The 19,851-nt window shown below is 70.8% G+C and carries 24 protein-coding genes and 1 tRNA gene; 16 read left to right on the top strand and 9 right to left on the bottom strand.

Annotated elements, in window-relative coordinates:
- Nucleotide 1 precedes the first annotated feature (1 nt).
- A complete protein-coding gene (locus DA075_RS22195; RefSeq protein ID WP_099955076.1) occupies nt 2-706 on the bottom strand; it encodes an ABC transporter permease in 705 nt (234 codons plus the stop codon).
- A 50-nt stretch (nt 707-756) separates the two neighbouring features.
- Nucleotides 757-1,611 (bottom strand): transporter substrate-binding domain-containing protein, encoded by an 855-nt coding sequence (locus DA075_RS22190; RefSeq protein ID WP_099955075.1) that lies wholly within the window; start codon nt 1,609-1,611, stop codon nt 757-759.
- Nucleotides 1,612-1,906: 295 nt separating this feature from the next.
- Here DA075_RS22190 and DA075_RS22185 point away from each other — a divergent pair, with 295 nt between their 5' ends.
- On the top strand, nt 1,907-2,410 hold the full coding sequence (locus DA075_RS22185) for a GNAT family N-acetyltransferase (protein ID WP_099955074.1): 504 nt from the start codon (nt 1,907-1,909) through the stop codon (nt 2,408-2,410).
- Nucleotides 2,411-2,416: 6 nt separating this feature from the next.
- On the opposite strand, the gene DA075_RS22180 is transcribed toward DA075_RS22185, so the two are convergent.
- Both DA075_RS22180 and DA075_RS22175 read right to left on the bottom strand, forming a co-directional pair.
- On the bottom strand, nt 2,417-3,064 hold the full coding sequence (locus DA075_RS22180) for a pyridoxamine 5'-phosphate oxidase family protein (RefSeq protein ID WP_164712446.1): 648 nt from the start codon (nt 3,062-3,064) through the stop codon (nt 2,417-2,419).
- Nucleotides 3,065-3,337: 273 nt separating this feature from the next.
- The gene (locus DA075_RS22175) at nt 3,338-3,940 is read right to left on the bottom strand and encodes a PepSY domain-containing protein (RefSeq protein ID WP_099955072.1); all 603 of its coding nucleotides are present in this window, start codon (nt 3,938-3,940) and stop codon (nt 3,338-3,340) included.
- A 439-nt stretch (nt 3,941-4,379) separates the two neighbouring features.
- On the opposite strand from DA075_RS22175, the gene DA075_RS22170 reads away from it, so the two are divergent.
- A complete protein-coding gene (locus DA075_RS22170) occupies nt 4,380-4,679 on the top strand; it encodes a nucleotidyltransferase family protein (RefSeq protein ID WP_099955071.1) in 300 nt (99 codons plus the stop codon).
- Nucleotides 4,679-4,957, top strand: a complete 279-nt coding sequence (locus tag DA075_RS22165; protein WP_099955070.1) for a HepT-like ribonuclease domain-containing protein — start codon at nt 4,679-4,681, stop codon at nt 4,955-4,957. The genes DA075_RS22170 and DA075_RS22165 overlap by 1 nt, the downstream gene beginning before the upstream one ends.
- A 106-nt stretch (nt 4,958-5,063) precedes the next feature.
- Here DA075_RS22165 and DA075_RS22160 read toward each other — a convergent pair whose 3' ends face one another.
- The gene (locus DA075_RS22160) at nt 5,064-5,282 is read right to left on the bottom strand and encodes a DUF6894 family protein (protein ID WP_099955069.1); all 219 of its coding nucleotides are present in this window, start codon (nt 5,280-5,282) and stop codon (nt 5,064-5,066) included.
- 172 nt (nt 5,283-5,454) lie between these two features.
- Between DA075_RS22160 and DA075_RS22155 the strand changes: the two genes are divergently transcribed.
- The 8 genes from DA075_RS22155 (at nt 5,455) to DA075_RS22120 (ending at nt 14,383) form a co-directional block, all read left to right on the top strand.
- Nucleotides 5,455-6,318 carry a transglutaminase-like domain-containing protein gene (locus DA075_RS22155; RefSeq protein WP_099955068.1) on the top strand — a complete coding sequence of 288 codons (864 nt, stop codon included), beginning with the start codon at nt 5,455-5,457 and terminating at the stop codon, nt 6,316-6,318.
- Between the two features lie 21 nt (nt 6,319-6,339).
- Nucleotides 6,340-7,710, top strand: coding sequence for an ethanolamine ammonia-lyase subunit EutB (locus tag DA075_RS22150; RefSeq protein WP_099955067.1), 1,371 nt, complete (start codon nt 6,340-6,342; stop codon nt 7,708-7,710).
- The gene (gene eutC / locus DA075_RS22145; protein ID WP_099955066.1) at nt 7,707-8,492 is read left to right on the top strand and encodes an ethanolamine ammonia-lyase subunit EutC; all 786 of its coding nucleotides are present in this window, start codon (nt 7,707-7,709) and stop codon (nt 8,490-8,492) included. Before DA075_RS22150 ends, eutC begins: the two co-directional genes overlap by 4 nt.
- Before the next feature lie 226 nt (nt 8,493-8,718).
- Nucleotides 8,719-10,314 (top strand): ABC transporter substrate-binding protein, encoded by a 1,596-nt coding sequence (locus DA075_RS22140; RefSeq protein ID WP_099955065.1) that lies wholly within the window; start codon nt 8,719-8,721, stop codon nt 10,312-10,314.
- Nucleotides 10,315-10,324: 10 nt separating this feature from the next.
- Nucleotides 10,325-11,335, top strand: a complete 1,011-nt coding sequence (locus tag DA075_RS22135; RefSeq protein ID WP_099955064.1) for an ABC transporter permease subunit — start codon at nt 10,325-10,327, stop codon at nt 11,333-11,335.
- A gap of 47 nt (nt 11,336-11,382) precedes the next feature.
- On the top strand, nt 11,383-12,294 hold the full coding sequence (locus DA075_RS22130) for an ABC transporter permease subunit (RefSeq protein WP_099955063.1): 912 nt from the start codon (nt 11,383-11,385) through the stop codon (nt 12,292-12,294).
- A gap of 8 nt (nt 12,295-12,302) precedes the next feature.
- Nucleotides 12,303-13,379 carry an ABC transporter ATP-binding protein gene (locus DA075_RS22125; protein WP_099955062.1) on the top strand — a complete coding sequence of 359 codons (1,077 nt, stop codon included), beginning with the start codon at nt 12,303-12,305 and terminating at the stop codon, nt 13,377-13,379.
- Complete coding sequence (locus DA075_RS22120; RefSeq protein ID WP_099955061.1) at nt 13,376-14,383, top strand: peptide ABC transporter ATP-binding protein; 1,008 nt, start codon at nt 13,376-13,378, stop codon at nt 14,381-14,383. The genes DA075_RS22125 and DA075_RS22120 overlap by 4 nt, the downstream gene beginning before the upstream one ends.
- Before the next feature lie 34 nt (nt 14,384-14,417).
- Here the strand turns inward: DA075_RS22120 and DA075_RS22115 are convergent, their stop codons facing one another.
- The gene (locus DA075_RS22115; RefSeq protein ID WP_099955060.1) at nt 14,418-15,053 is read right to left on the bottom strand and encodes a TetR/AcrR family transcriptional regulator; all 636 of its coding nucleotides are present in this window, start codon (nt 15,051-15,053) and stop codon (nt 14,418-14,420) included.
- Nucleotides 15,054-15,128: 75 nt separating this feature from the next.
- Between DA075_RS22115 and bdcA the strand changes: the two genes are divergently transcribed.
- Together bdcA and DA075_RS22105 are read left to right on the top strand one after the other, a co-directional pair.
- A complete protein-coding gene (gene bdcA / locus DA075_RS22110) occupies nt 15,129-15,842 on the top strand; it encodes an SDR family oxidoreductase (protein ID WP_099955059.1) in 714 nt (237 codons plus the stop codon).
- Between the two features lie 167 nt (nt 15,843-16,009).
- Complete coding sequence (locus tag DA075_RS22105) at nt 16,010-17,440, top strand: adenylate/guanylate cyclase domain-containing protein (protein ID WP_099955058.1); 1,431 nt, start codon at nt 16,010-16,012, stop codon at nt 17,438-17,440.
- Nucleotides 17,441-17,455: 15 nt separating this feature from the next.
- On the opposite strand, the gene DA075_RS22100 is transcribed toward DA075_RS22105, so the two are convergent.
- Nucleotides 17,456-17,833 (bottom strand): VOC family protein, encoded by a 378-nt coding sequence (locus DA075_RS22100; protein WP_099955057.1) that lies wholly within the window; start codon nt 17,831-17,833, stop codon nt 17,456-17,458.
- Nucleotides 17,834-18,014: 181 nt separating this feature from the next.
- On the opposite strand from DA075_RS22100, the gene DA075_RS22095 reads away from it, so the two are divergent.
- A tRNA-Ser gene (locus tag DA075_RS22095) sits at nt 18,015-18,104 on the top strand.
- 114 nt (nt 18,105-18,218) lie between these two features.
- The gene (locus DA075_RS22090) at nt 18,219-18,656 is read left to right on the top strand and encodes a hypothetical protein (protein WP_099955056.1); all 438 of its coding nucleotides are present in this window, start codon (nt 18,219-18,221) and stop codon (nt 18,654-18,656) included.
- Nucleotides 18,657-18,731: 75 nt separating this feature from the next.
- Here the strand turns inward: DA075_RS22090 and DA075_RS38190 are convergent, their stop codons facing one another.
- Both DA075_RS38190 and DA075_RS22085 read right to left on the bottom strand, forming a co-directional pair.
- Nucleotides 18,732-18,863, bottom strand: a complete 132-nt coding sequence (locus DA075_RS38190; RefSeq protein ID WP_269153942.1) for a hypothetical protein — start codon at nt 18,861-18,863, stop codon at nt 18,732-18,734.
- A 140-nt stretch (nt 18,864-19,003) separates the two neighbouring features.
- A complete protein-coding gene (locus tag DA075_RS22085) occupies nt 19,004-19,246 on the bottom strand; it encodes a hypothetical protein (RefSeq protein ID WP_099955055.1) in 243 nt (80 codons plus the stop codon).
- Between the two features lie 180 nt (nt 19,247-19,426).
- Between DA075_RS22085 and DA075_RS22080 the strand changes: the two genes are divergently transcribed.
- Nucleotides 19,427-19,690, top strand: a complete 264-nt coding sequence (locus DA075_RS22080; RefSeq protein WP_123834389.1) for a hypothetical protein — start codon at nt 19,427-19,429, stop codon at nt 19,688-19,690.
- Nucleotides 19,691-19,851 lie beyond the last annotated feature (161 nt).

Below are 19,851 nucleotides of genomic sequence, written 5' to 3'. Positions count from 1 at the left end.
CTCATCGGGTGCCCCGGCGGGCATGGGCCTCGGCCCTGGCGAAGCCCCAGGTCGAGAGCGAGGTGATGGCGAGGTAGAGGGCGCCAGCGGCGAGATAGAAGGTGAAGGGCTGGCGGGTCGAGCCGGCGCCGACCTGGGCCTGGCGTAGCAGCTCGACGAGGCCCGTGACCGAGACCAGCGCCGAATCCTTGAGCAGGATCTGCCAGACATTGCCGAGGCCGGGCAGGGCGTCGCGGGCGACGAGCGGCGCCACGACCCGGCGCAGGATCAGCCCGCGATGCATGCCCACGGCGCGGGCGGCCTCGATCTGCCCGCGGTCGAGGGCGAGATAGGCGCCACGGAACACCTCGGCCTGATAGGCGCCCGAAATGATCCCGAGCGCCGCGACGCCGACCCCGAAGGCTGGCACCCCGACGAAGCCGGTGACGCCGAACAAACCCGCGACCTGGCCGAGGGCCGCGCTGCCGCCGAAATACAGGAGGTAGATCACGAGTAGGTCCGGCACGCCGCGCAGGAGCGTGGTGTAGCCGTCGGCCAGGACCCGCAGCGGCAGGAGACCGGAGAGCTTGGCGCCCGCCGCCAGGCCGCCGAGCACGGCCCCGAGCAGGAATCCGCACAGGGCGAGCGCGAGGGTGGTGCCGGCGGCCAGCAGCAGCGCGCCGCCCCAGCCGCCGGGCCCGAAGCCGAGAAGGGTGAAGGCGCTCACGCGTCTCTCTTTTCCGTTCTCTTGCCGTTCATCTGTTCGTGCCGTGTCCGTCAGCCCTGTGGGGTCAGGTCGGCCTTGAACCACTTGAGCGAGAGCTTCTTCAGGGTGCCGTCGGCGATCACCGCGTCGATGCCCTCGTCGAGCCGCGCCTTCAGCTTCGCCTCGCCCTTGCGCAGGCCCATCGCCACGCCGCGGCCGAGGATGCCGCCGCGGAAGCGGGGCCCTGCCAGCATCACCGTGTCGGCGAATTCCGGCTTCTCGGCGGTCGCCCGCAGGGGGGCGTCATTGGCGAAGATCGCGTCGATGCGGCCGGCCGCGAGGTCGAGGTCGTGCTGCTCGGTGGTCTTGTACTCGCGCACCTCGATCGTGCCCTTCAGGTACTTGTCCATGAAGGCGGCGTGGATGGTCGAGACCTGGACGCCGACGGTCTTGCCCTTGAGAAGCGGCTTGATCGTGTCGAGGGCCTTCTGCGCCTCGGCCTCGTCCATCAGGCTGAACTTCTGGCCACCCAGCGGGAGCTTCGCCAGCGGCCCGTTGCGGTCGACCGCGAAGCCCGAGGAATCGCCGCTATAGGGCTTGGTGAAGTCCACCACCTTCAGGCGCGCATCGGTGATGGTCATGCCCGACATGATCGCGTCGAACTTCTTGGCGTTGAGCCCCGGCACCACGCCGTCCCAGTCCTGGGCGACGAACTCGCATGTGAGCTTGGCGCGGGCGCAGATCTCGCGGCCGAGCTCGATCTCGTAGCCGTCGAGGGTGCCGTCGGGCTTGGTGAAGTTGTAGGGCGCGTAGGCGCCCTCGGTGGCGATCCTCACCGTCGCCGGCACCGTGTCGTCGGCCCGGGCCGCCCCGGCGGAGCCGAACGCGAGGGAGAGGACGAGGGCGAGAGCAGACCTGATTCTCATTGTGGCGTCGTTCCCGGACCTTTGAGGCGTTCCACGCTCAGCTAACCCGCAAGGCATACCCGAAGGCAAGCGCCAGCAGGCGGTGATGATGCGAGCGGCATGCCACCGGCGGTTTGCACTCACAGACAAGCGCTGCTATGGCGCCCCCGCGGGCGATGGTGCCGAGGCAGCGGGCGAGGAGCCCGCCGGGAGACGAGCGATGGCCCCGAGGGCAGAGGCGCGACGACGGATCGGCTGACCGATCCGCCCTTGAGATTTGACGCCCGCCCCCGAAGCGCCCGCCCCGAGTGTGCCCGTGACCACGCTTCCCCTCGTCATCCGGCCCGAGACCCCGCGCGACAACGACGCCATCGAGCGCCTGCACGAGCGCGCCTTCGGCCCCGGCCGCTACGCCCGCACCGCCTTCCGGCTGCGCGAAGGCGTGCCGCACCTCGCCGACCTCTCGTTCACGGCGCTGGTCGGCACGCTGCTGGTCGGCTCGGTGCGGGTCTCGCCGGCCCGGGCGGGATCGAGCCCGCTCCTGGTGCTCGGGCCGCTGACCGTCGATCCGGCCTTCGGCAGCCGCGGCATCGGCGGCGCCCTGATGCGTGCCTCCCTCGACGCTGCCCGGACCGGCGGCCACGGCCTCGTCATCCTGGTCGGCGACGCGCCGTACTATGCCCGGTTCGGCTTCCGGGTGCTGCCGCTGCGCCAGCTCACCCTGCCGGGCCCGGTCGATCCGGGGCGGTTCTTAGGCCTGGAACTGCGCGAGGGAGCCCTGGCGGAGGCCGGGGGAAACGTCGTCGGCGGCGGGCGCTGAGGCGCCTCAGCCGGGATCGGCCTCGCCCGGATAGGCCTCGAGCGGGATCGTGCCGCCCCGGCGCGCCACCTCCCGCGCATCGTCCTCGGGCAGGGCGCCCTCGAAGATGTCCAGGCGCTTCCAGGCCGGGAAGGGCTGGTGCCCGGCCGGGTCGGGCAGGTGCGGCGAGAGCGTCGCACCGGCGCTCCGGTGGACGTAGCGGCCGCAATTCACGAAGATCCGGTCGGCCGTGACCCGCACGACGTGATCCGCCCCCGGATAGAGGGCGAGCAGTCCCGCGTCGTCGACGAGGGCCGCGGTGCCGTGTACCCGCAGCCGGTGCGGATGCTCGAAATCGATGAAGAGCAGGCCGATGCGGGGATTCTCCGCCAGATTGCCGAGCGTCAGGAACATGCCGTTCCCGTCGTAGCTCGGAACGATCAGCTCGTTCGGGCCGGTGATCCGGACGAAGCCGGGGGCGCCGCCCTTGTAGGACACGGTGGGCTGGCCGCTCCCGTCCACCGTGCTGAGGAAGACCATCGTCGCCCTCTCGATGAAGTCGCGCTCGGGCGGCTCGAAGCAGGGATGCGCGTGCGCCTCCAGCCGGTCGGCGAGGGCGCGCGTGCCGTGCCCGTCCTGCAGGCGCCGATGGCTCGCGCTGAAGAAGACGCTCATGGTTCCTCCCGATGCCGGTCGCGGCCTCGGCCCACGGCGAGGCGGGCCTCGTTCTGCCGACCGTTGGCGTCGTCCTAGCACGGCGGCGGGGGAGGGCCGCATCCGGCCTTATGGCGAACGGCGCCAGGGAGGCTTGGCTGGGGTGAGCGGGGGCGTGGCTCCAGCCACCACCGCCATGGGAAGAAGTGCGGCATCCCCTCTTCCGGCGATCCCGGGCTTGCCCGGGATCGCTGCAAGGTTTGGGAGAGGGGACCTGGGCTTAATCTTTCGACATCAATCCTTCATCACCTGGCCGTCCGGCCCGACCTTCACTTCCTGCTCCTTGTCGGCGAGCGCCACCTTGATCTCGTAGGCGACGGCCGAGCCCTCGCGCTCCACCTCGGCCTCGTAGGCCTTGCCGCCGCCGGCCTGCTTCTCGGCGATCGCCAGGGCGTCCTTCAGCGAGACCTTGGCGTTGTTGAAGTCGGCGACCTTCAGGCGGGTGAAGTAGCGCTCGATCGGCTGGTTCTCGCTCTTGTAGAGCGCGCCGGTCTCGGCGTTGATGCCGTGCTCGACCAGCTTGCCGTCCGGATAGACGACCTTGATCGCCCAATGGGTCGGGTTCTTGCCGTCGGCCTTCTCGAAATCGGCGTCGATGGCGCGGCCGTTGCCGTCCTTCTGCTCGGCCGTGGCGATGGCCTGCGCCAGGCTGATCTTGGCGAGCTTGGCGGCCTGCCACTCCTTCATGTCCTTCATGTCGCTCGTCGAGGTCGCGGCCGGCGCGGTGGCCGGCGCCGTGCCCGGAGCGGTCGGCGCCGTCGGCGCGGTGGTCTGGGCGAGGGCGAGGCCGGTGGTGAGGGCGAGGGCACCGGCGGTGGCGAGGAAGCGCGTCAGCATCGTGGTCTCCGAAGAGCTGTCGTTGAGGTGACCGGAAACGCCGCTCGGCCGAGTTGGTTGCCCGCTGGGCAACCTGCTTCGCGGCGAGGCAGCGCACCCGACCCGGAACACCGATACTCCCAGCCAGCCGGTCCGGCTTCGCGGCCCGCCCGTTGCGGTGGTCCTTGACCTCTCCGGAGATCACCCGTGCCGCCTCGCCGCGCCCTCGCGGCGCTCGCTCCCCTGATCCCGCCGCCCCCACCCTGGCGCAGGGCGGGCCTTTCGGCGGGTCCGCCCCCAGGCCACCGTGCAGTCGATCGAGGGGATGAGCGAGGTCTCGGGCGCCACCGGGGCGGCACGCCGATGATCCGATGGCCGGTCCGGTCGCGCCCTGGTCGACTTGACAGACTTGCGCGCACCGGCACCGCCCGGAGCCCGTGCGATCTCAGGGGATGCTACGATGGACCGCGACGAAGCCCTCGCCCATCTGAAGGCGATCGAGCCGGATTTGCGTGCGCTCGGCGTCGGCGGCCTTTCCCTCTACGGCTCCGTCGCCCGCGACGAGGCGCAGCCGGATTCGGACCTCGACATCCTGGTCGAGCCCGGCAGCGATGCCGTCTACGATCTGCGCAACTCAATGCGCGCCTACGAGAGGCTGGCGGCGGCCTTCCCGGGCCTCGCGATCGGCTATTCCACGCGCGCCGGGCTCTCGGCGCATATTCGCGCGCGGGTGGAGCGCGAAGCGGTTCAGATGTTCTGATGGCCGCCAGTCGGAACCCGCGGCTTCGCGTGGAGCATGTCCGCGCCGCAATTCGTGCGCTCACCACGGCGACCGCCGGCGTGAGCCGTGATGCTTTCCTGGAATCCGACATCCTGCGGCGCACCGCCGAACATGCGATGCTGATCATCTCCGAAGCCGTCAAGGACGTTCCGGTCGAGTTGACGGATCGTTATCCGGGACCGCCTTGGTCGGACATCCGCGGGATCGGCAATGTTTTGCGGCACGAATATTACGCCGTCGCCCCCCTCGTCCTATGAGATAGTCTGACGGTGCACCTGCCGATCCTGGCACCCATGATCGACAGGATGATCGCCGATATCCCCGGCCAGGAGTGATGGTCCGCCCATCACTCCTGCTTTCACCTCACTGCGCCGCCAACGACACCCGGAACACCGTCCGCCCGGTCTCGTCGCGGACGTTCATGGCGAGGATCGCGCCGGCGCTCCGGGCCGGGTCGAGGGCGCAGGAGCGCAGGGCCTGGACGGCCTCCGCATGGGCAGCGCCGGCATCCATGAGGACGACGCCGATCGTATCGCGGGCATCCCAGGTTCCGGCATCGAGGTCGAAGAAGTAGCGGTGCACGGCGTATCCTCCCTGCTCGCCCCGGTCTTGCCGGGCCCGGCGACAAGTGGCCTTAACGCAGGCTAAGCCTTGTGAAGCAAAGTCCGGGCCGCCCCAGGGCGGCCCGCGATGCCCGCCGATTCGGCGCGGCTCTTGCGTCAGCCTACCCCGTCAGCGGGAAGGGGCTCAAGCCGTGCGTTACACTGTAGGTTGCCATCTCGCCTACGAGGTCGAGGCCGAGACCGTGTTCATCTTCAACCTCGAGATCGCGCAGCTCACGCGGCACCGCGACCTGCGGGAGACGTTCCGCCTGACGCCGGATCTGCCCGTCCGCCGGCACGTCGCGCCGGAGACCGGCAACCGCTACGTCGCCGTCACCGTGCCGCCCGGCCGGTTCAGCCTCGACTACGCGGCGGAGGTGACCCTCGATCCCCACCGGGCCGATCCCGCCGGCATCCAGGAGACGCCGGTGAAGGACCTGCCCCTCGACATCCTGCCCTACCTGCTGCCGAGTCGCTTCGTCTCCTCCGACCGGCTCACCCCCTTCGCGCAGGCCGAGTTCGGCGACTCAGCCCCCGGTTTCGAGCGGGTGACCCGGATCTGCAACTGGATCCACGACCACATCGCCTATGTCCGCGGCGCCAGCGACGAGGAGACCACCGCCGACGAGACGCTCCTGAAGCGGGCAGGGGTGTGCCGCGATTTCGCGCATCTCGGCGCCGCCTTCTGCCGGGCGCTGGGTATCCCGGCCCGCTTCGTCAGCTGCTACGCCTACGGGCTGGTGCCGTGCGACTTCCACGCCGTGTTCGAGGCCTATCTCGACGGCCGCTGGTGGCTGTTCGACGCCACCCGGCAGGCCCATCTCGACGGACTGGTGCGGATCGGCGTCGGGCGCGACGCTGCCGAGATCGCCTTCTCGACCCCGTTCGGCGAAATGACACCCACCGGCATGCAGATCCGCATCGACCGGGCCGACGGCGCGCCGGAACCGGGCGAGCGCACGGCCGCGGCGATCGCGACGGCGGAAGATCCTGACGCGGCGGACGGGCTGGGTTAGGCTTCCCTCTGGAGGCCCCGCATGAGCTACCGTCACGTCGTCGGATCCCGGACCTTCGTCTTCGCCGACCTCGCCGAGCTGATGGCGAAGGCGAGCCCGCCCCGCTCCGGCGACCGGCTCGCCGGCCTCGCGGCGGGAAGCGCCGAGGAATGCGTGGCGGCGCGCTGGTGCCTCGCCGAGGTGCCGCTCGCCGACATCCTGGCCCGGCCGCTGATCCCGTACGAATCCGACGACGTCACCCGGCTGATCCTCGACGGCCACGACGCGGCGTCCTTCGCGCGCGTCAGGCACCTGACCGTCGGCGATTTCCGCGAGTTCCTGCTCACCGCCTCGTCCGGGACCCTGGCGGCGGTCGCCCCCGGCGTGACGCCGGAGATCGCCGCCGCGGTGTCGAAGATCATGCGCAACCAGGACCTGATCCTGATCGCCCGCAAGGCCCGGGTGGTCACGCGCCTGCGAAACACGATCGGGCTGCCCGGCACGCTCGCGGTGCGGCTCCAGCCCAATCACCCGAGCGACGATCCCGCCGGCATCACCGCCTCGATCCTCGACGGCCTGGCCTATGGCTGCGGCGACGCCTGCATCGGCATCAACCCGGCCTCGGATTCGGTGCAGGGGCTGACCGGCCTGCTGCATCTCCTCGCCGAGATGATCGACCGCTTCGCAATCCCGACCCAAGCCTGCGTCCTCACCCACGTCACCACGACGCTGGAGGCGATGAACCGCGGCGTGCCGGTCGACCTCGTGTTCCAGTCGATCGCCGGGACCGAGGCCGCCAACGCCTCGTTCGGCGTCACCCTGCCGCTCCTGCGCGAGGCGCATGAGGCGGCCCTGGCGTTGAAGCGCGGGCCCCTCGGCGACAACGTGATGTATTTCGAGACCGGACAGGGCTCGGCCCTCTCGGCGGATGCCCATCACGGCATCGACCAGCAGACCCTGGAGGCCCGGGCCTACGCGGTGGCCCGCGCCTTCCGGCCGCTCCTCGTCAACACGGTGGTGGGCTTCATCGGCCCGGAATACCTCTACGACGGCAAGGAGATCATCCGGGCCGGGCTGGAAGACCATTTCTGCGGCAAGCTGATGGGCGTGCCGCTCGGAGTCGATGTCTGCTACACCAACCACGCCGAGGCCGACCAGGACGACATGGATACGCTGCTGACGCTGCTGGGTGCTGCCGGCGTGACCTATGTCATGGGGGTTCCGGGGGCCGACGACGTGATGCTGAACTATCAGTCGACCTCGTTCCACGACCAGCTCTACCTGCGCGAGGTGATGGGCCTGAAGCGGGCCCCGGAATTCGCGGAGTGGCTCGCCCGCATGGGGCTGACCGACGCCGACGGGGCGCTGCTGCCGGGCGGGGGCGCCCCGCTCCTGGCGGGGCTGGCCGCGTGAGCCGGGACGACGATCCCGCCGCGTCCTGGCGCCGCCTCGCCGCCCTGACGCCGGCCCGCATCGCGCTCGGCCGGGCCGGGGCCGGCCTGCCGACCCGCGAGGTTTTGCGCTTCGGCCTCGCCCACGCCCAGGCCCGCGACGCAGTCCATACCCCTCTCGACGCCGACGCCGTGCGGGCCGATATCGCGGCGCTCGGCTTCGAAACCCTGAAAGCTGCCTCCGCGGCGCCGGACCGGGCGACCTACCTGCGCCGGCCCGATCTCGGCCGCCGGCTCGACGAGGCCTCCGCTGTCGCGCTCGCGGCCGCCGCCGGCGACCCGGTCGACCTCGCCCTGATCGTGGCGGACGGCCTCTCGGCCCGCGCCGTCCACGAGGGCGCGGTGCCGCTGCTGACGGCGCTCAAGCCGGCGCTCGCCGGGTCCGGCTGGCGCCTCGCGCCGGTGGTGGTGGCGACGCAAGCGCGGGTGGCCCTCGGCGACGCGGTCGGGGCCCTGCTCAAGGCCCGCGCCGTCGCGGTGCTGATCGGCGAGCGGCCCGGCCTGTCCTCGCCCGACAGCCTCGGGATCTACCTCACCTTCGATCCGCGCCCGGGGCGGACGGATGCCGAGCGCAACTGCCTGTCGAACGTGCGCGCGGCGGGTCTCAAGCCGGATTTCGCGGCGTTCAAGCTGCACTGGCTGATCGACCAGGCGCTGAGCCGGCGGCTCACCGGCGTGGCGCTGAAGGACGAGAGCGACCGGCAGCTGGCAGGGCCGGAGGGGCGGGGGGTGCTGGAGCCGTAGGACCGGCCGTCACGGGCCGCGCGAGCGATCGTCCTCGCCATCTCCCTGCACTGATCGCGCCCAAGGCGCCCCGCTTTACCGGAAACAGACACGCTCCTCCTCGGCCTCACCCCCCGGAGACGGGCACTTGTGCGTCCAATTCGCCGAGGCCTTGCGGACATGAGCGGAAAACCGCCAAAACTGGCGCGAGGCCGGGTCATGGGCCCGCGACGAGTGGAGAGCAGAGATGAAGCGCGCGTCCCTGGCGGTGGTTCTCGGTGCCGCGACCGCCCTGGCGGCAAGCCTGCCGGCCGGCGCCAAGACGCTGGTCTACTGCTCCGAGGGCAGCCCGGAGAATTTCTATCCCGCCGTCAACACCACCGGCACCTCGTTCGACGCCAGCGCCCAGATCTACTCCAACCTCGTCAATTTCGAGCGCGGCACCACCAACGTGCGGCCCGACCTCGCCGAGACGTGGGATATCTCCGAGGACGGCAAGACCTACACCTTCCACCTGCGAAAAGGCGTGAAGTGGCATTCGAACAAGACCTTCAAGCCGACGCGCGACTTCAACGCCGATGACGTGATGTTCTCGTTCGAGCGGCAGTGGAAGGAGAGCCACCCGTTCTTCCGAGTGACCAGCGCCAACCATACCTACTTCAACGACATGGGGCTGCCGAAGCTGCTCGCGTCGATCGAGAAGGTGGACGACGCGACGGTCCGCTTCACCCTGACCCAGCCCGAGGCGCCGTTCCTCTCCGACCTCGCGATGTCCTTCGCGGCGATCCAGTCCAAGGAATACGCCGACGCGATGATGAAGGCCGGCACGCCGGACAAGCTCGACCAGGAGCCGATCGGCACCGGACCGTTCTACCTGCTGCAATATCAGAAGGACGCGATCATCCGCTACCGCGCCTTCCCACAATACTATGCCGGCAAGGCCGCCCTCGACGACCTCGTCTTCGCGATCACGCCGGATTCCGCAGTGCGCTGGGCCAAGCTCCAGAAGGGCGAGTGCCACGTCATGCCGTATCCGAACCCGGCCGACGTCGACGCGATGCGCAAGGATCCGAACGTCCAGGTGCTGGAGCAGCCCGGTCTCAACATCGGGTATCTCGCCTACAACACCAAGAAGAAGCCGTTCGACGACGTGCGCGTGCGCAAGGCGATGAACATGGCCATCAACAAGAAGGCCATCATCGACGCGGTCTATCTCTCGACCGGCATCGCCGCCAAGAACCCGATCCCGCCGACGCTGTGGTCCTACAACGACGCGATCAAGGACGATCCGTACGATCCGGAGGGCGCCAAGAAGCTGCTGGCCGAGGCCGGCCTCGGCAACGGCTTCGCGACCGACCTGTGGGCGATGCCGGTGCAGCGGCCCTACAACCCGAATGCCCACCGCATCGCCGAGTTGATGCAGGCCGACCTCGCGAAGGTCGGGGTGAAGGCCGAGATCAAGACCTACGAGTGGGGCGAGTACCGCAAGCGCGTCCAGGACGGGGAGCACCAGACCGCGATGCTGGGCTGGACCGGCGACAACGGCGATCCGGACAACTTCCTGCACACCCTGCTCGGCTGCGCCGCGGCGCAGCCCGGCGGCGGCAACACCGCCAAGTGGTGCGATAAGACCTACGACGACCTCGTCAACAAGGCGAAGACCATCAGCGACAAGGCCGAGCGCACCAAGCTCTACGAGCAGGCTCAAGGAGTGTTCAAGGAGCAGGCGCCCTGGTTCACCATCGCGCACGCGGTGCAGCTCAAGCCCGTGCGCAAGGAGGTGGTGGACTTCAAGCTCTCGCCGCTCGGCCGCCACACCTTCTACGGCGTCAGCCTCAAGTAAGGGCGCGTTCGTGCTCCGCTTCCTCCTGACCCGCGCGTCCCTGGTGATCCCGACCTTTCTCGGGATCACCCTGGTGGCGTTCTTCCTGATCCGCCTGGTGCCCGGCGACCCGATCGAGACGATGGCGGGGGAGCGGGGCATCGACCCGGCGCGGCACGCGGCCCTTCGGGCCGAGTACGGCTTCGACAAGCCCTTGCTGGTGCAGTACGGCATCTACCTCGAACGCCTCGCCCACGGCGATCTCGGCCGCTCGATCAGCACCAAGGAACCGGTCATCGCGGAATTCGCGAGCCTGTTCCCGGCCACCGTCGAGCTCGGGGTATGCGCGATCCTGTTCGCGCTGCTGATCGGCCTGCCGGCCGGCATCCTGGCGGCGCTCAAGCGCAACTCGGTCTTCGACCACGGGGTGATGGGGCTCTCGCTCACCGGCTACTCGATGCCGATCTTCTGGTGGGGCCTGCTGCTGATCCTGCTGTTCTCGGTCCAGCTCGGCTGGACGCCGGTCTCCGGCCGCATCGACGTGCAGTACTTCGTCGAGCCGGTGACCGGCTTCCTGTTGATCGACACTCTCTTGTCCGACGAATCCGGCGCCTTCGCCTCGGCCCTGGGCCACCTGGTCCTGCCGGCGGTGGTGCTCGGCACGGTGCCGCTCGCGGTCATCGCCCGCATGACCCGCTCGGCGATGCTCGAAGTGCTCGGCGAGGATTACATGCGCACCGCCCGCGCCAAGGGGCTGCCGGGCTGGCGCATCGTCGGGCTGCATGCCCTGCGCAACGCCCTGATCCCGGTCGTCACGGTGATCGGCCTCCAGGTCGGCGTGCTGTTCACCGGCGCGATCCTGACCGAGACGATCTTTTCCTGGCCCGGCATCGGCAAGTGGCTGATCGAGGCGATCGGCCGGCGCGACTATCCCGTCCTCCAGGGCGGCATCCTCCTGATCGGCGCGGTGGTGATGGCGGTCAACCTCATCGTCGACCTCGCCTACGGCCTCGTGAACCCTCGCATCCGGCACGCCCGATGAGCGCCGAACAGCCATGAGCGCCGAACAGCCATGAGCGCCGAACAGCCATGAGCGCCGAACTCTTGGACACTCCCGCCGCCGCCGCCTCTCCCGCCGGCCCGCCGCACCCGCTCGCCGAGTTCTGGACGAGCTTTCGCGCCAATACAGGCGCGGTGATCGGACTCGCGCTGATCGTGCTGGTGCTGCTGATGGCGGTCTTCGCCGACGTCATCGCCCCGCACCCGCCGAACCTGACCAACAACGCCGCCTTCCTCAGGCCGCCGTTCTGGCAGGAGGGCGGCTCGCTCACCTATCCGCTCGGCACCGACGCGATCGGCCGCGACATCCTCTCGCGCCTGATCCACGGCGCCCGGCTGTCGCTGTCGATCGGCCTCGCGGTGGTGGCGGTGTCGATCCTCGTCGGCACGATGCTGGGGCTGGTCGCGGGCTTCGTCGGCGGCGCCACCGGCATCGTCATCATGCGGGTGATGGACATCATCCTGACCCTGCCGTCGCTGCTGCTCGCCATCGTCATCGTGGCGATCCTCGGCCCCGGGCTGATGAACGCGATGCTGGCGGTCGCCGTGGTGGTGCTGCCGCATTACGTCCGCATCGCCCGCGCGGCGGTGATCGGCGAGAAGTCGAAGGACTACGTCACCGCGGCGCGGGTCGGCGGGGCAGGGCCGCTGCGCCTGATGCTCGGCGAGGTGCTGCCGAACTGCGCCGCGCCTCTGATCGTCCAGGCCTCGCTCGGCGTCTCGACCGCGATCCTCGACGCGGCGGCCCTCGGCTTCCTGGGCCTCGGCGCCCAGCCGCCCTCGCCGGAATGGGGCACGATGCTGGCCGATGCCCGCGAGTTCGTGCTCCGGGCCTGGTGGGTGGTGACCTTCCCGGGGCTCATCATCCTGGTCACGGTCCTGGCCTTCAACCTCGTCGGGGACGGCCTGCGCGACGCCCTCGACCCCAAGCTGAAGCGGTGAGGCGACCCGTGCCGCTCCTCGAGATCAACAACCTCTCCGTCGAGTTCCCGTCCGCCGGCGGCACGCTCCGGGCCGTCGACGGCGTCAGCCTGACCCTGGAGGAGGGGGAGGTGCTCGGCGTCGTCGGCGAGTCGGGGTCGGGCAAGAGCGTGACCATGATGGCGCTGATGGGCCTCGTCGCCTATCCGGGCCGGGTCCGGGCCGACCGCCTCGCCTTCGCGGGCCGCGACCTCCTCACCATGCCGACCCGCGAGCGCCGCCGCCTGACCGGCCGCGACGTGGCGATGATTTTTCAGGAGCCGACCACCAGCCTCAATCCCTGCTTCACGGTCGGCTTCCAGATCACCGAGTCCTTGCGCCAGCATCTCGGCCTCGACCGCAAGGCGGCGAGGAGGCGGGCGATCGAGCTCCTGGAGCAGGTCGGCATCCCGGCGGCCGAGAGCCGGCTCTCGGCCTATCCGCACCAGCTCTCGGGCGGCATGAACCAGCGGGTGATGATCGCCATGGCGATCGCCTGCAACCCGCGCCTCCTCATCGCCGACGAGCCGACGACCGCCCTCGACGTCACCATCCAGGCCCAGATCCTCGACCTCCTGGTGTCGCTCCAGCGCGAGCGCGGCATGGCTCTGGTGCTCATCACCCACAACATGGGCGTCGTCGCCGAGACCGCCGACCGGATGATGGTGATGTATGCCGGCCAGGTGATGGAGGAGCAGCGCGCCGACGCCCTGTTCGCCGCGCCCCAGCACCCCTACACCGCGGCCCTGCTGGCGGCCCTGCCGGAGCGCAGCGAGGGCGGACGGCTCGCCACCATCCCGGGCGTGGTGCCGGGCCTCTACGACCGCCCGCGCGGCTGCCTGTTCGCGCCGCGCTGCGCCTACGCCACCGCGCAGTCCCGTGAGCAGCGGCCCGCCTTGCGGCCCTGGCGGGACGGCTTCGTGCGCTGCCACTACCCCTTGGGCGATCCCTCCCGCGACGCCCGCATCCGCCAGGACCACCCTGTCGGCGCAAGCGCCGATGCCGGCGCAAGCGCCGATGCCGGCGCAAGCGCCGATGCGACCGCCCCCGTGGAGGCGAGGCCGTGAGCGCCCCCGTCGTCGTCGCCGAGAACCTCCGCCAGACCTACGAGATCCGCCGCGGCCTCTTCCGCGCGCCGGCCCGGCTCCAGGCCGTCGGCGGCATCTCGTTCGCCATCGAGCCCGGCCGGACGCTCGCCGTGGTCGGCGAATCCGGCTGCGGCAAGTCGACCCTCGCCCGCATGGTGACGCTGATCGAGCCGCCGAGCGACGGCGACCTGATCCTCGACGGGATCGACGCCGTCGACCCGCCGGCCTCCGAGCGCCGCCGCCTGCGCCGCACCGTGCAGCTGGTGTTCCAGAATCCTTACGGCTCGCTCAACCCGCGCAAGCGCATCGGGGCGATCCTGGAGCAGCCGCTCGCCATCAATACCGACCTGCCGGGCCATGAGCGGCGCGAGCGGGTGCGGGCGATGATGGCCAAGGTCGGCCTGCGCCCGGAGCACGACGCGCGCTACCCCCACATGTTCTCCGGCGGCCAGCGCCAGCGCATCGCCATCGCCCGCGCCCTGATGCTGTCGCCCAAGCTCGTGGTCGCCGACGAGCCGGTCTCGGCCCTCGACGTGTCGATCCAGGCCCAGGTGCTCAACCTCCTCGCCGACCTGCAACAGGAGCTCGGCCTCGCCTACCTGTTCATCTCCCACGATCTCGGCGTCGTCCGCCACATCGCCCACGACGTGCTGGTGATGTATCTCGGCCTCGCGATGGAGCAGGGGCCGAAGGACGCGATCTATGCTCGCCCCCTTCATCCCTACACCCAGGCCCTGATGGCGGCGACGCCGGGCGTCGGCCCGCGCAAGCACGAGCGGATCGTGCTGCGGGGCGAATTGCCCTCGCCGCTCGATCCCCCGCAAGGCTGCGTGTTCTCGACCCGCTGCCCCCACGCCACCGACCGCTGCCGCGCGGAGCGTCCGCAGCCGCGGCCCTTGGCGGGCCGGGCGGTGGCCTGCCACTACGCCGAGGATTTTCTGGAAGGGGCGCCGGGCCAGGGGCGCGAGGTCCCGGCAGGGTAGGGCAGACCGACCGGCCTCGACCGGCGCGCTGTCGTCAGCGCGGCCCCGATGATCCGGGAGCCGCCGTGCCCGTGGGCTCCGCTTCGGCCACCGCCTGCGCGAGGGCCGTCCCGGCCAGGGCGGCAATGCCGCGAAGGCGGTCCGGGCCGTGGCCTTGGCGGGCCAGGGTGGACAGGCCGATCATGACCGTGACGACGTAGTCGGTCAGCCGCTCGGCGCGCTCCGGATGGGTCGTGGCGACGAAGCGGCGGATCCTGTCCTCGGCGGCTTGCGTCAGGGCGCGGGCGGCGTCGCGCGCGTCGCGGTCGTTGCAGCGCGTTCCCTCGATGGCGAGGCAGCCGGGAGCCTCGGGGTCGGCGGCGTAGCGAGTGGCCGCATCCTCCAGCACGGCGGCGAGCGCCTCCGCCACGGGGCGCCCGGGACGAAGGATCTCGGCCAGGGGGACGCCCTCGGTCGCGGTGTAGTGGCCGAGGGTCCGCGCGTAGAGCCCGGCCTTGCTGCCGAAGGCGGCATAGAAGCTCGGCGGGTTGATGCCCAGCACCTCCGTGAGATCGGCGACGCCGACGGCGTCGTAGCCGCGCTCGTGGAAGAGGCGCCGGGCGGTGGCGACCGCCTGCTCGGGGTCGAAGCGACGGGGCCGGCCGCGGGGCCGCGATGATTTTGTACTCATGACTACAAAAAATCTTGACGGTCTGGATTCCCAGTTTATGTAGTGCTTACTACGATAATCCTCAAGGAGAGCGAGATGGCCGGTTTCCAGGGCAAGTCCGTGCTCGTGCTCGGCGGCAGCCGGGGTATCGGGGCCGCGATCGTGCGGCGTTTCGCGGCCGAGGGCGCGACGGTGACCTTCACCTATGCGGGATCGCGCGAGGCCGCGGAGCGGCTGGCGCACGAGACGGGCAGCACGGCCTTCCAGACGGACAGCGCCGACCGGGACGCGGTGATCGCGCGGGTGCGCGACAGCGGACCCCTGGACGTGCTGGTGGTGAATGCCGGCTTCGCGCTTTTCGGCGACGCGCTAGAGCAGGATCCGGACGCGGTGGACCGGCTGTTCCGGGTCAACGTCCACGCCCCCTATCACGCCTCCGTCGAGGCCGCGCGGCGGATGCCGCCGGGCGGGCGGATCATCGTGATCGGCTCGGTGAACGGCGACCGGATGCCGGTTCCCGGCATGGCCTCCTACGCCCTGAGCAAGTCGGCCCTGCAGGGTCTCGCCCGCGGCCTGGCGCGGGATTTCGGGCCGCGCGGGATCACCATCAACGTCGTGCAGCCCGGACCGATCGACACGGACGCCAACCCGGAGAGCGGGCCGATGCGGGACCTGATGCACAGCTTCATGGCCATCAAGCGCCACGGACGGTCCGAGGAGGTCGCCGGCCTGGTAGCCTGGCTGGCGGGACCCGAGGCGAGCTTCGTCACCGGGGCGATGCACACGATCGACGGCGGCTTCGGCGCCTGAACGGGCCGCCGCACCGGCTCGACGACCCGGTCCGCCAGGACACCCGATCGGAGCGCAACCCGCCCATCGCCGGGGACGGCGCTCACGGCCTGTTTAACCCCGGAGGGCTTCGCCGTGCCGCAGAGCGCCCTACCATAGAGGGGAGCAGGAGGCCGACGACCGGATCCGTGACAGAGCACGCTGCGACGGCACAGCCGAGAGCCCTGACCCTCGCCCGCGCGCTCGCCTTCCGCGCCAGCCTGCGGGCCGCGCGCCTGCGCCACTGGCTCGCCGGCCGGCTGCCGCCCCGGGCCCGCGGCCGCCTGGCCGAGAACGTGCGTGCGGCCGAGCTCGCCGGCCTCGCCTTCGCGTTCCGGGCCCGGGCCGTCGCCATCGTGGTGGTGTCGCTGTGGCTCCTCGTGCTGGTGCCCTGGCCGCGCGACCTCTACTACCTCTTCGTCGCCGGCCTGTTCTTCCTGCTCGGCTACGTTCCGTACCGGTTGCGGCACCACGCCCGGGCGGGGTGGATCAAGCTCGCCTTCACGGTGCTCGACGTCACGCTGATGACGGCAGCGATCATCGTGCCGCCGCCGGCCGGGCTCGGGGTCGACTGGCCGATCCAGACCCGGCTGCGCACCCCGGAATTCCTCTACGTGCTCCTCCTCCTCGGCGAGGCGGCGTTGACCTACTGGCCGGTCGCGGTGCTGTGGACCGGGACCTGGATCGCGGCGATCTGGTCGCTCGGCGTCTGGCTGGTCTATGGCCGCGCCGACACCGTGCGCTTCGCCGACGTCGCCCGCGACGGGCGCCTGAGCGCGGAGGCCGCCCTCCGGGTCTTCCTCGATCCGACCTATGTCGGCCTGACCCCGCTCTGGACGCAAGGGATCGTCACCGGCCTCTTCACCCTGCTGCTCGCCATCGCGGTGTGGCGGGGCCGGGGCACGATGCTGGCGCAGGTGCGGTCCGAGGTGGTGCGGGCCGATCTTGCCCGCTACGTCTCGCCCGACGTGGCCGACGCGCTCGCCGCCCGGGCCCATGCGGGGTTCGGGGCGCCGCAGACGCGGGTGGTGGCGGTTTTGTTCGCCGACGTCGTCGGCTTCACCGGCCTGAGCGAGGGCCTGGGGCCCGAGCGCGCCTTCGCGCTCCTGCGCGCCTTTCGCGAGCGCAGCTGCAAGGTGGTGTTCCGCCACGCCGGCACCCTCGACAAGTTCCTGGGCGACGGCTTCATGGCGACCTTCGGCGGCCTCGACGGGCGCGGCGACGGCGCCGCCCGGGCGGTGGCCTGCGCCCTCGCTCTCCAGGACGAGATCGACGCCTGGAACGCCAAGCGGCAGGCCCGCGGCGCGGCGCCGGTGCGGGTCGCGGTCGGCGTGCATTGCGGGCCGGTGGTGATCGGCAATATCGGCACCGACCAGCGGGTCGAGTTCACGGTGATCGGCGACGTCGTCAACGTCGCGAGCCGGCTGCAGGCCGCCACCCGCGAGATCGGCGGCCGCATCATCGTCTCCGAGGGCTGCCTGTCGGCCGCCGGGCCGGAGGCGGCGGGCCGCTTCGCCCGCGCGCTCCCCCTGACCCTGCGCGGCCGCCTCCAGCCGATCACGGTCCATATCGCCGAGTGACGATCCGCGGAGCGACTATCCGCGCTGCAGGATCTCGATGCGCACGCCGTCCGGCCCCTCGAAGAAGGCGATCCGCAGCCCCGGCTTCACGTCGGTGATCCCTGAGACCAGCGGGATGCCGCGGGCGGCGAGGTCCGCCACCGTCGCCTCGATGTCCTCGACCCGCAGGCCGATATGCTCGATGCCGCGATGCGGCGGCACCGCGGCCGGCCCGGTGCCCTCCGGCGCCTGCTCGATGAACATCCGCATCCCGCCGAGATCGAGGACGATGCGGCTCGGCGTCTCGCCACCCTCGCGCCCGGTCTCCCGCGCCTCCAGCACGTCGACATAGAACCGAGCCGCCGCCACCGCGTCCCGGCTGCGCAGGTGGAGGTGGTCGTACACGTAGCTCATGCGGATCTCCCACCGGAGCGTCCCGTCGCGCTCCGTCGTCACGGCGCAGGTTACGTCGCCCGCTCCCCCGGCGATAGGCGCCGCGCCCCGCGCGCAGCGAGCCCGACGGCCGCGGTTGACGCACCGCCGCGGCGCGCCCTAGAGAAGAGGCGCCCGGATCCCGCGCCTTCGCGGCCGGTTCGGAAGGGTGGCCGAGTGGTTTAAGGCAGCGGTCTTGAAAACCGCCGTGGGGGCAACTCCACCGTGGGTTCGAATCCCACCCCTTCCGCCAAGCCATTTTGACATTTTCTCAATTAAATCAAACACTTATCGCGATTGCTTGACGGATGCCCTTGCGGCAGGGCACGATTTCGTCCAACGCAACGTCCAACATCGCCGCCCGCCGATGCCCGAGTTTCTGACGCGACGCCAGGGCTTCTGGCACTTCGTCCGGCGCGTCCCGGAGACGTTCGCCGCCCTCGACCGGCGCGGCATCGTCAAGCGCACGACCCACATCCGGATCGCCGACGACCCGCGGGGCGTGCGCGCCGCTCGCGCCGCGGCGCAGATGAACGGCGAGCTGGAGGCGTACTGGCAGGGCCTGGCCGGTGGCCAGAGCGCAGAGGCGAAGGCCCGCTACGAGGCTGCCCGCAAGCGCGCCCGGCAGCTCGGCTTCAGCTACATGCCGGCCGCGGAGGTGGCAGCGCAGCCGCTCGCCGAGATCCTGGCGCGAATCGAGGCCCTGATCGTGACGCCGGCGTGGGCGAGCGCGTGCCGGAGCGCCCGCACCGACTTCTCGAGCGCCTTCGGCGAGCGGTCCAGGGTGGCGGCGAGGCTGGCGTAGTGTGGGGCTCGCCGGAGCGCGCGAGCGCGCGCAGGACGCGGCGTAGGGCCGGGGTGAGGCACGGGACTGCCGGGCTCATCGCCCGTCCCCCCGGGCGGGAGCCTCCGCGTTCCGCGCGGCCTCGGCCGCCTCGGCGCGGATGCGCTCGCAGGCCGCGTCGACCGCCTCGTGGCCGACCGGGCCGCGGGTGGCGCGCGCCTCGGCCAAGCGACGGTTGCGTTCCGCGACGCGTCACTTGTGCCGGTCCGAGAACCATTCGAGGGGCGGACGCCGCGACGACCGGCCGGCGGCCTTGGCGGCCTCGTACTGGTCGTAGGCTCCCGTGCTCGCAGGATCGATACCGGACATCACGCGGCCCCACGGATCAGCAGGCCGGCCAACGTCCCGAGGAGGAGGCCGAGGACGGTGGCGAGGATCAGCACGACGGCGTGGGCGATGCCCTCGTGGAGGGTCGGACGGCGAGCCGCCGTGGCCGGGGAGAGCGTCGCGGGGGCGCCTTCGTCGGTGGGCTGCGGAAACTCGGCGAGCCGCGCCCGCAGAGCGGGCAGCCAGTTCGGGCCGTCCAGGCGGAGACCGGGGGGATTCGGCATGGGGCCATCCGTGAGGGAACGGCGACAACCTAAAACTTCGGCTGTTGGTTGTCAAAAACCGTCGAGCCATCCGTGCCAATGGTTGTTGCCCCACAGCTTCCATCCGGATGCCCCACTTGACGCAAATGGAACGGATAGAGAACATTTCCACCGCGGGTTCAGTACGGGGAGCAGCCGGTGGTGACGGTGCAGAGCGGACGCCATACCTATTACGTGGTGCAGTCGTTCTCTCTGGCCGATGGGGGCTACGTCATGGACAAGCCGATCGAAGCGCGGTCCGAGGAGGCAGCCCTCGCAGCCGCCCGTCGGCTGGCCGTGACCAAAGCCGTGACCCTCGCGTTCTCGCGTGCCGGCGATCCCGCGACCGGCGAGTTTGACGGCGCGGTTCTGATTTTCAGCAACGGGGAATTGCCTGAGGAGCTTGCCGGGGCGCTCGGCGTCTGAGCCCGGAGCTTGATCGGCTTGGCACCGCGAGCAGCTGCTTTTCACCCCATCCGGACCTTCGAGTTGCGTTCACTGAAGGTCCGGATGGGGTGGGGAGCAGATGTTTGCTGCCTCCGCTCCAAATGTCCGGACCTGGTGCCGAGACGGTCCCCGCGGCCACT

It is taken from the genome of Methylobacterium currus (assembly GCF_003058325.1).
Classification (GTDB): Bacteria; Pseudomonadota; Alphaproteobacteria; order Rhizobiales; family Beijerinckiaceae; genus Methylobacterium; species Methylobacterium currus.
This window is presented reverse-complemented; position numbering and strand designations above follow the sequence as displayed.

Bases quoted from the DNA above. Each gene is read 5' to 3' on its own strand.
- DA075_RS22170 (WP_099955071.1), top strand. From the start codon at position 4,380: ATGGACCGCGACGAAGCCCTCGCCCATCTGAAGGCGATCGAGCCGGAT.
- DA075_RS22130 (WP_099955063.1), top strand. From the start codon at position 11,383: ATGAGCGCCGAACTCTTGGACACTCCCGCCGCCGCCGCCTCTCCCGCC.
- DA075_RS22150 (WP_099955067.1), top strand. From the start codon at position 6,340: ATGAGCTACCGTCACGTCGTCGGATCCCGGACCTTCGTCTTCGCCGAC.
- DA075_RS22175 (WP_099955072.1), bottom strand. From the start codon at position 3,940: ATGCTGACGCGCTTCCTCGCCACCGCCGGTGCCCTCGCCCTCACCACC.
- DA075_RS22100 (WP_099955057.1), bottom strand. From the start codon at position 17,833: ATGAGCTACGTGTACGACCACCTCCACCTGCGCAGCCGGGACGCGGTG.
- bdcA (WP_099955059.1), top strand. From the start codon at position 15,129: ATGGCCGGTTTCCAGGGCAAGTCCGTGCTCGTGCTCGGCGGCAGCCGG.
- DA075_RS22140 (WP_099955065.1), top strand. From the start codon at position 8,719: ATGAAGCGCGCGTCCCTGGCGGTGGTTCTCGGTGCCGCGACCGCCCTG.
- DA075_RS22085 (WP_099955055.1), bottom strand. From the start codon at position 19,246: ATGCCGAATCCCCCCGGTCTCCGCCTGGACGGCCCGAACTGGCTGCCC.
- DA075_RS22190 (WP_099955075.1), bottom strand. From the start codon at position 1,611: ATGAGAATCAGGTCTGCTCTCGCCCTCGTCCTCTCCCTCGCGTTCGGC.
- DA075_RS22115 (WP_099955060.1), bottom strand. From the start codon at position 15,053: ATGAGTACAAAATCATCGCGGCCCCGCGGCCGGCCCCGTCGCTTCGAC.
- DA075_RS22090 (WP_099955056.1), top strand. From the start codon at position 18,219: ATGCCCGAGTTTCTGACGCGACGCCAGGGCTTCTGGCACTTCGTCCGG.
- DA075_RS22180 (WP_164712446.1), bottom strand. From the start codon at position 3,064: ATGAGCGTCTTCTTCAGCGCGAGCCATCGGCGCCTGCAGGACGGGCAC.
- DA075_RS22165 (WP_099955070.1), top strand. From the start codon at position 4,679: ATGGCCGCCAGTCGGAACCCGCGGCTTCGCGTGGAGCATGTCCGCGCC.